Origin of the sequence: Phenylobacterium sp. (genome assembly GCF_030693805.1) — a bacterium.
In the GTDB taxonomy this organism is placed as follows: Bacteria; Pseudomonadota; Alphaproteobacteria; order Caulobacterales; family Caulobacteraceae; genus Phenylobacterium.
Genome location: NZ_JAUXZW010000207.1, coordinates 1 through 7,336, shown reverse-complemented (window position 1 = coordinate 7,336; position 7,336 = coordinate 1). Strand labels below are relative to the sequence as shown.

Here is a 7,336-nt window from a genome sequence, read left to right as displayed (position 1 = left end):
GCGCGTCGCCATCGCCCGCGGTGAACATCAGGGCCTGTCCGCGCAGGAATCGGCGGTTTCCGTCCAGGGCGATTCGGCCTTCGTGTTCGTGCTGGTCACCCAAGGCGAGCGTACGGTCGCCGAACGGCGCCCGGTGGTCACCGGTGAGCGGCAGCAAGGCTATGTCGAGCTAATCGAAGGTGTTCAGGCCGGTGATCGCATCGTCGCCGATGGGCTTAACAAGGTGCAGAGCGGGCAGACGGTGAAGGTCGTCGGTCAGGGCTCGGCGCGGCCGCGAGCCGGTGCAGGCGGCGCTCCCGTTTCGACGCCGCCTAGGCGACCTGCGGCATGATGCTGTCGGACGTCTCCGTTCGTCGGCCTGTGCTCGCGGCGGTCGCCGCAATCATCCTGTGCGTGATCGGCGCGGCGGCCTTCACCACCCTTCCGGTGCGCGAACTGCCCAGCGTCGACCCGCCCATCGTCTCGGTGCAGACCAGCTATCGCGGCGCCTCCGCCGAAGTCATCGAAGAGCGTATCACCGAGGTCATCGAACAGCAGGTCGCTGGCATCGAGGGCATCGACCGGGTGAATTCCTCGTCACGCGACGGCGTTTCGCGGATCAACATCTCCTTCACGCTCGACCGTAACCTGGATGCCGCCGCCAACGACGTGCGCGACGCGGTCTCGCGAGTGATCGCGCGCCTTCCCGATCAGGCCGATGCGCCGCAGATCGCCAAGGCCGACGCCGACGCCCAGCCGATCATGTTCCTGAGCTTCAGCTCGACCAAGCTGAACCGCCTCGAACTCACCGACTACGCCCAGCGCTACCTGGTGGAGCGATTCTCCACCGTGCCGGGCGTCGCCGCCGTCGGCGTCGGCGGGGCGCAGACCTACACCATGCGCATCTGGTTGGACCCCGAGGCGATGGCCGCGCGCGGGGTGACCGTCGACGATGTCGAGAACGCTCTGAACAGCCAGAACCTTGAGCTGCCGGCAGGTTCATTGGAGGCGCCGGCGAAGGATTTCACTATCCGCGTCGCCCGTGGCTACTCAACGCCGGCGCAGTTCGCCCAGCTCCCGGTGGTCCCCGCCAGCCGGACCGCGAGTGCGACGACGGGGTCCAACTCCGCCGCCTACGTCACCAGGCTTGGCGACGTCGCCAAGGTGGAGGAGGGGCCTGACGAGCGACGTCGCTCGTTCCGCTCCAACGGCCGCGAGCTGGTCAGCCTGCCGATCACCCGCCAGTCGCAGGCCAACGACCTGGATATTTCACGTGGCGTGCGCGAACAGCTCCCGGAGATCAACCGTTCGTTGCCGGCGGGCACCAAGCTCGAGGTGGCGATCGACTTCACCCAGTTCACGGAGGAAGCGATCAAGGAAGTCTGGATCACCATGGGCATCTCGCTCGGGCTGGTGGCCATGGTGAACTTCCTGTTCCTGGGCACCTGGCGCGCGGCGCTGATCCCGTCGATCGTCGCCCCGATCTGCATCCTGTCGGCATTCATCGTGATGGCCCCGTTGGGCTTCTCAATCAACTTGCTGACCCTGCTGGCCCTGGTGCTGGCCATCGGGCTGGTGGTCGACGACGCCATCGTCGTGGTCGAGAACATCCAACGCCGCATCGACGAGGGCGAGCCGCCGCTGATCGCCGCCCAACGGGGCGCGCGCCAGGTGTTCTTCGCCGTGGTGGCGACAACGGTCGTGCTGATTTCGGTGTTCGCGCCGCTGATGTTCATGCCTGGCTACATCGGCCGGTTGTTCGTCGAGCTCGCGGTGGCGATCACCGCGGCGGTCGCGTTCTCGGCGTTGTTGGCGCTCAGCCTGTCGCCGATGCTGGCCTCGAAGCTGCTTCGTCCCGCCAAGGGCGAGGGCTGGGTCGCGCGTACCGTCGACGACGGCATGACGCGGCTGCGCAATTCCTACCACGCGACGCTTGAGATGATGCTGGGCCGCCGCGTGGCCAGCGTCGCCACCTCGCTGCTCGTCCTGGTGCTGGCGTTGATGGCGGCGGGCGTGTTCGCCTCGCTGCCCCGCGAGCTTGTGCCGAACGAGGACCGCCGCCGGGTGAACTACAACATCAGCGGGCCGGAAGGCGCCGGCTACGACTACACCAGGGCCGCCAGCGCCCAGGTTGAGGCGCGGCTGCAGAAGCTTCTCGCCGACGGGGTGATCCAACGCTACGTGTTGTCGACGCCGGGCTTCGGTTCGTCTCAGTTCAGCACCGCCGGCGGCAACGCCATCCTCAGGCCGGACGCCAAGATCACCTCCGAGGAACTGGCCGCCCAGCTCAATCGCGAACTCAGTTCGGTGACCTCCGCGCGTGTCGTGGCCTCTGTCCAGCCCAGCCTCCAGCGCGGCGGAGGGGGCGGTGGTGGTGGTGGCGGGGCCAGCATGTCGGTCATCGTGCTGGGCAACGAATACCCCGAGATCGAGCGTTCGGCGAAGGTCCTGATGCAGGCGGCGGAAGGCAACCCGGGCCTGGCGCGGGCGCGCCTCGACTACGAACCGACCTCACCGCGTCTGCTGGTCAATGTCGATCGCGACCGCGCCCTGTCGCTCGGCGTCTCGGCCCAGGCCATCGGCCGCGCGCTGGAGACCATGTTCGGGTCGCGCCAAGTCACCACCTACATCCGCAACGGCCAGGAATACGACGTCATCCTGCAGACCGATCGCGAACGGCGCGAGAGCGAGAGCGACCTGCGCAAGCTCTATGTGCGCTCCGCGTCCGGCGAGGCCGTGCCGCTATCGGCAGTGGTCACCACCCAGGTGCGCGGCGACACCCCGGACCGATCGCGGCTTGACCGGCTGCGATCGATCTCGGTCCAGGTGCAGCTCAACCCCGGCTACACGGTGGGCGAAGCTGTGAGCTTCTTCCAGGCGGAGATCGCTAAGCAGCCAGGGCTGACCATAAAGTGGGGCGGTCAGGCGCGCGACTACCTGGAAGCGGGCGGAGCGGTCGGTCTCGCCTTCGCAATGGCCTTGCTGCTGGTGTTTCTGGTCCTCGCCGCGCAGTTCGAAAGCTGGATCCATCCGGCGGTGATCATGCTCACGGTGCCGGTGGCGGCGCTTGGCGGGCTGTTCGGCCTGCTGATCAGCGGCTCGACGGTCAACATCTATAGTCAGATCGGCTTGATCATCCTGGTCGGCATCGCCGCCAAGAACGGCATCCTGATCGTCGAGTTCGCCAACCAGTTGCGCGACCGAGGCCTGTCGATCCGCGAGGCGGTGATCGAATCGGCCTCGCTGCGGCTGCGCCCGATCATCATGACCTCGATCTCGGCGGCAGCGGGCGCCGTGCCCCTGATCCTCTGGGGCGGAGCCGGCGGCGCCAGCCGCAAGACCATCGGCGTGGTGATCTTCTTCGGCGCCATCTTCACCACGCTGGTGACGCTGTTCGTGGTCCCGGTGTTCTACAACATGCTGGCGCGCTTCACGAAGTCGCCTCAGGCGACCGCCAGGCGCATCGAGGCCTTCGAGACCATGGAAGAAACCCGTCCGGCCAACGCCGCCGAATAGACGCATCGATGGCGGCGACCGGCGGGGGAGCGCCGGCCGCGGCGCGAAGCGGGCGGGCTTGGCGGACCCCATCCGCGCCCGATCTCCGTCGCGCCAGGTTTGGGGGCGGGCGCGACATCGGCGCGACCCGACAGATGCAATGACCAGCCGCGCCGCACAACGATGGGCTGCACTGTGGAACCCGTCAAGGTTGTGTCTTGGGTTCCGCAACGGCAGTCTTTCCGGCGCCAGTCTCGACTTTCAAGTAGGCGATCAGGTCGACGCGGTCCTTCTCCGCCTTGATGCCGGCGAACGACATCTTTGTGCCCGGCAGGAAGGTCCGAGGGTTGGTCAGCCATTGATCCAGGTGTGCGCCATCCCAGACGAAACCGGCGGCCTTCACCGCATCCGAATAGGCGAAACCGTCGACCGAACCCGCCTTGCGGCCGAACACGCCGTAGAGGTTCGGCCCGGTCATGTTGCGCCCGCCCGGCGCGATCGTGTGGCACGAGCGGCAGACCCCGAACTGGCGTTCTCCATTCTCCAGGTCGCCGGTGTTGTAAGGGGCGGGCAGGCTGGCCAACGCCGCCTGCTTCTCGGCCGGGCTCGACATCGCCTCGACCGCCGTCTTCGATGCGCCGCCCGACGGCCCGCAGGCCGAGACCAGCAGCCCAGACGACAGGCAGATCGCCGCGAGGGCGCTCGAACGACTCATGCTGCTCACTCTCTTGGACACGTTTTCACGCTAGCCTCGCCGACGGATGGCCGCTAGCGGGGCCGCGCCGCGCGCCGTCGTTGCTCCTGGTTGACCATCTGGTCGAGCGCCTGGAGAAACCGCGAGCGGTCGTTGCGATCGAAGGGCTTCGGCCCGCCGATGATGTCGCCGGTCGATCGAAGCTGCTCCATCAATGCCCGCTGGGCGATCGCCGAGCCGATCGAGTCGACGGTGAACGGCCGCCCGGTGGGCGCGACGGCCGCGGCCCCGGCGTGCAGCGCGCGTTCCGCCAGCGGTATATCCTGGGTGACCACGATGTCGCCGGCGCCGGCGTGCTCGGCGATCCAGTCGTCGGCGACGTCGGGCCCTGCGTCCACCACCACCCGCTCCACCAGCGGCGAGGCCGGCACCATCAGGAAGCTGTTGGCCACCACCCAGGTCTTCAGGCCATAGCGCTGCGCCACCTTATAGATCTCGTCCTTTACCGGGCAGGCGTCGGCGTCGATGAAGATCTCGATCGGCTTCACGGCTCGGCCACCCCACGCGCCACGAGCAGGCTCCAGACCTCCTCGGCGCTCTCGGCGAAGTCGAACAGCTTCAGGTCGCCAGGCGCCACCATGCCCGCCTCGGCGAGGCCTTCGAACGAGATGATCCGCGTCCAGTAGTCGCGGTTGAACAGCACCACCGGCAGCGGCGCGCTCTTTCCGGTCTGCATCAGGGTGAGCAGCTCGAACATCTCGTCCAGCGTGCCGAACCCGCCAGGGAAGACCACCAGCGCGCGGGCCCGCGCCGCCAGATGCATCTTGCGCATCGCAAAGTAGTGGAAGCGGAACGTCAGCTCCGGCGTCGTGAACGGGTTGGGCTGCTGTTCGGTCGGCAGGGTGATGTTGAATCCGATGCTGGGCGCGCCGGCCTCGATCGCCCCGCGGTTCGCCGCTTCCATCACGCCGGGGCCGCCGCCGGTGGCGATGACGTTGTCGCGCCAGCGGTCGCGCGGCGCCAACGCCCCGCCGCGCAGCGAGGCGATCCGTCCGAACGCGCGCGCCGCCTCGTAGAACGGGACCTGCCTGCTGCGCAGCTCGGCGTAGGCGATCTCCTCCGGCGTGCGAGCCGCGTCGGTGAGCGCCTGCGCCTGTTCTGGGGAGGGGATACGCGCGCTGCCGAAGACGATCAGCGTCGAGCGGATGCCCCATTCGCGCAGCAGCACGTCGGCCTTTTCCCACTCCAACTGAAAGCGCACGCCGCGCATCTCTTCGCTGAGCAGGAAGTCCATGTCGAACGCCGGCAGCCGATAACTGTGCGCGTCCAGTTGCGCCTGATTGCTGGCGGTCGGCGGCGCGCCGGAGTCGGTGGCGGGCAGCGTCTTGGCGGGAGGTTCTTCCGAGGCAGGTCTGTCGCTCATCCGTCGTCCTGCTCGCCCGCCTTGCGGGGAAGACCGGCGCCGGCTGCAGGACTCGAACCCGCGACCTTCGCTTTACAAAAGCGGTGGGTCATACGTTTCGCCCCGTTTCGCCGATTTCCAGTGCGTCCGAAAGCCTAACACCCTCAATAGGCTTCCCGTTTCGTTCCGTTTCAGTCATCATCACCAAGTTACTGCTTCGCGTGCCCCGGCCGTGCCCCGGAAATCCGAAGCGCTCCCTCTTGGCGGCGGGACACCATGGCTACACAGAAGCTCACCGACAAGTCGGTGTCGGCGGCGAAAGCCGTATCGGGGAGGCTCGAACTCTGGGACGAGCAAACGCCCGGGCTATGCCTGCGCGTATCGGCTGGCGGCAAGCGAGTTTGGGTCTGGCGATACAGGACGCTCGACGGGCGCCAGCCGCGCCTGAGCCTCGGCGACTATTCGACCAAGCACAGCCTCAAATGGGCTCGTGAGCAGGTCGAAGATCTGAGGGTGCAAGTGCGCAAGGGCGCCGACCCTGCAGCCGAGCGCCGTCAGGCCAAAATCGTCGCGCGCACTGAACCCCTACGAACGTTCGATGACTTGGCCGACGCCTATGTCAGGGCCTGTGAACAGGGCCACTGGAAGCCGAAGAACAAGCGCAAACGCGCGAGAACGATCTCTGACGAGGTCGGGTCGCTCAAGCGCCACATCCGGCCTGTGCTCGGCAAGGAGCGCATCGAGACCATCACGCGTCGTGACGTCCGCGCGCTCCTTCGCGGCATGATCGACAAGGGCATCGGCGCTCAGACCAACAAGGCGCACGCAGTCATTCGGCAAATCTACGCCTACGCGATGAGCGAGGAGCGGGTGGCGACAAACCCCGCAGTCGGCTTCCTGCCACTCGCGACCCAAACAGCCCGCGTGCGGGTCCTGACGGATGAGGAGCTGAAGGCGCTGTGGGCGGCGCTGATCGACCCTTCGGACCTGCGGGCGCCGGTGACGGAGGAGGGGGCCGAGGCTGAGGGCGTGTATGTCTCGCGCGCTGTCCGCATAATCCTGCAGCTCTCCCTTCTGCTGCTTCAGCGACGCAGCGAAGTAGCCGGGATGCGCCTCAATGAACTCGATCTGGAGCGAGGCCTGTGGCTCATTCCGGCCGAGCGGATGAAGGGCGGCGTCGCCCACATGGTGCCGTTGCCCGCGCGCTCGGTGGAGCTAATCCAGGAGGCTCTGCGGATCGGGGACGAAGCCGCTGGACGTCGTCGCGCCGAGGATGATCGGACGCCACTCTCCAGTTCCCGCCCGGTGTTTCCGTCGCCTCGCGACCCCGCAAAGCCGGTCCTGGCCAACAGTTGCACCCACGCGATGCGAGAGCTGACCGATGCGATCGGTATTGTCGGGATCTCTCCGCACGACCTCAGGCGCACAGGTAGCACTGCACTAACTTCCGAGCGGCTCGGGGTGTCGCCATTCATTCGATCGAAGGTGCTGGGGCATCGGGCCGACGCTGGTGGTGGCGCCGCCGTGTCGATGATCCACTACGACGCGAACGAGTACCTCGCGGAGAAGCGACGTGCACTGGAGGCGTGGGATGCGCTGCTCGGAACGATCACGGTTGGATCGCGTCACGCACCGGATGCACCTCAATGACCCCGTTCTTATTCACTAGTGGCTTTTGGTCGTCTGAGTCGACTTGGCCAATCGACTGGACCGGCTTCAGATTGTGGGGCCGGGCCGCCCACGACATTGGTCGCGCGATGTTCGGT

Annotated in this window: 5 protein-coding genes and 1 pseudogene; 3 read left to right on the top strand and 3 right to left on the bottom strand. The window is 67.1% G+C overall.

The features are described from left to right. Together Q8M88_RS08265 and Q8M88_RS08260 are read left to right on the top strand one after the other, a co-directional pair. A pseudogene (locus tag Q8M88_RS08265) lies at positions 1-331 on the top strand (efflux transporter periplasmic adaptor subunit); the annotation flags it as partial. Continuing rightward, positions 331-3,495, top strand: a complete 3,165-nt coding sequence (locus tag Q8M88_RS08260) for an efflux RND transporter permease subunit (RefSeq protein WP_305596256.1) — start codon at positions 331-333, stop codon at positions 3,493-3,495. The pseudogene Q8M88_RS08265 and the gene Q8M88_RS08260, both read left to right, overlap by 1 nt. Before the next feature lie 184 nt (positions 3,496-3,679). On the opposite strand, the gene Q8M88_RS08255 is transcribed toward Q8M88_RS08260, so the two are convergent. From Q8M88_RS08255 to Q8M88_RS08245, 3 genes are read right to left on the bottom strand one after another with little or no spacing between them, the layout of a single operon-like run. Continuing rightward, positions 3,680-4,189 (bottom strand): cytochrome c family protein, encoded by a 510-nt coding sequence (locus tag Q8M88_RS08255; RefSeq protein ID WP_305596250.1) that lies wholly within the window; start codon positions 4,187-4,189, stop codon positions 3,680-3,682. A 53-nt stretch (positions 4,190-4,242) separates the two neighbouring features. Beyond that, positions 4,243-4,707 carry a YaiI/YqxD family protein gene (locus Q8M88_RS08250; RefSeq protein ID WP_305596254.1) on the bottom strand — a complete coding sequence of 155 codons (465 nt, stop codon included), beginning with the start codon at positions 4,705-4,707 and terminating at the stop codon, positions 4,243-4,245. 5 nt (positions 4,708-4,712) lie between these two features. Continuing rightward, on the bottom strand, positions 4,713-5,462 hold the full coding sequence (locus Q8M88_RS08245; RefSeq protein ID WP_305596252.1) for an LOG family protein: 750 nt from the start codon (positions 5,460-5,462) through the stop codon (positions 4,713-4,715). A 384-nt stretch (positions 5,463-5,846) separates the two neighbouring features. On the opposite strand from Q8M88_RS08245, the gene Q8M88_RS08240 reads away from it, so the two are divergent. Further along, on the top strand, positions 5,847-7,220 hold the full coding sequence (locus Q8M88_RS08240) for an integrase arm-type DNA-binding domain-containing protein (protein ID WP_305596248.1): 1,374 nt from the start codon (positions 5,847-5,849) through the stop codon (positions 7,218-7,220). Positions 7,221-7,336: the final 116 nt, after the last annotated feature.

Excerpts from the sequence above, each read along its gene's own strand:
- Q8M88_RS08260 (WP_305596256.1), top strand. The coding sequence starts at position 331 with ATGCTGTCGGACGTCTCCGTTCGTCGGCCTGTGCTCGCGGCGGTCGCC.
- Q8M88_RS08255 (WP_305596250.1), bottom strand. The coding sequence starts at position 4,189 with ATGAGTCGTTCGAGCGCCCTCGCGGCGATCTGCCTGTCGTCTGGGCTG.
- Q8M88_RS08245 (WP_305596252.1), bottom strand. The coding sequence starts at position 5,462 with ATGGACTTCCTGCTCAGCGAAGAGATGCGCGGCGTGCGCTTTCAGTTG.
- Q8M88_RS08240 (WP_305596248.1), top strand. The coding sequence starts at position 5,847 with ATGGCTACACAGAAGCTCACCGACAAGTCGGTGTCGGCGGCGAAAGCC.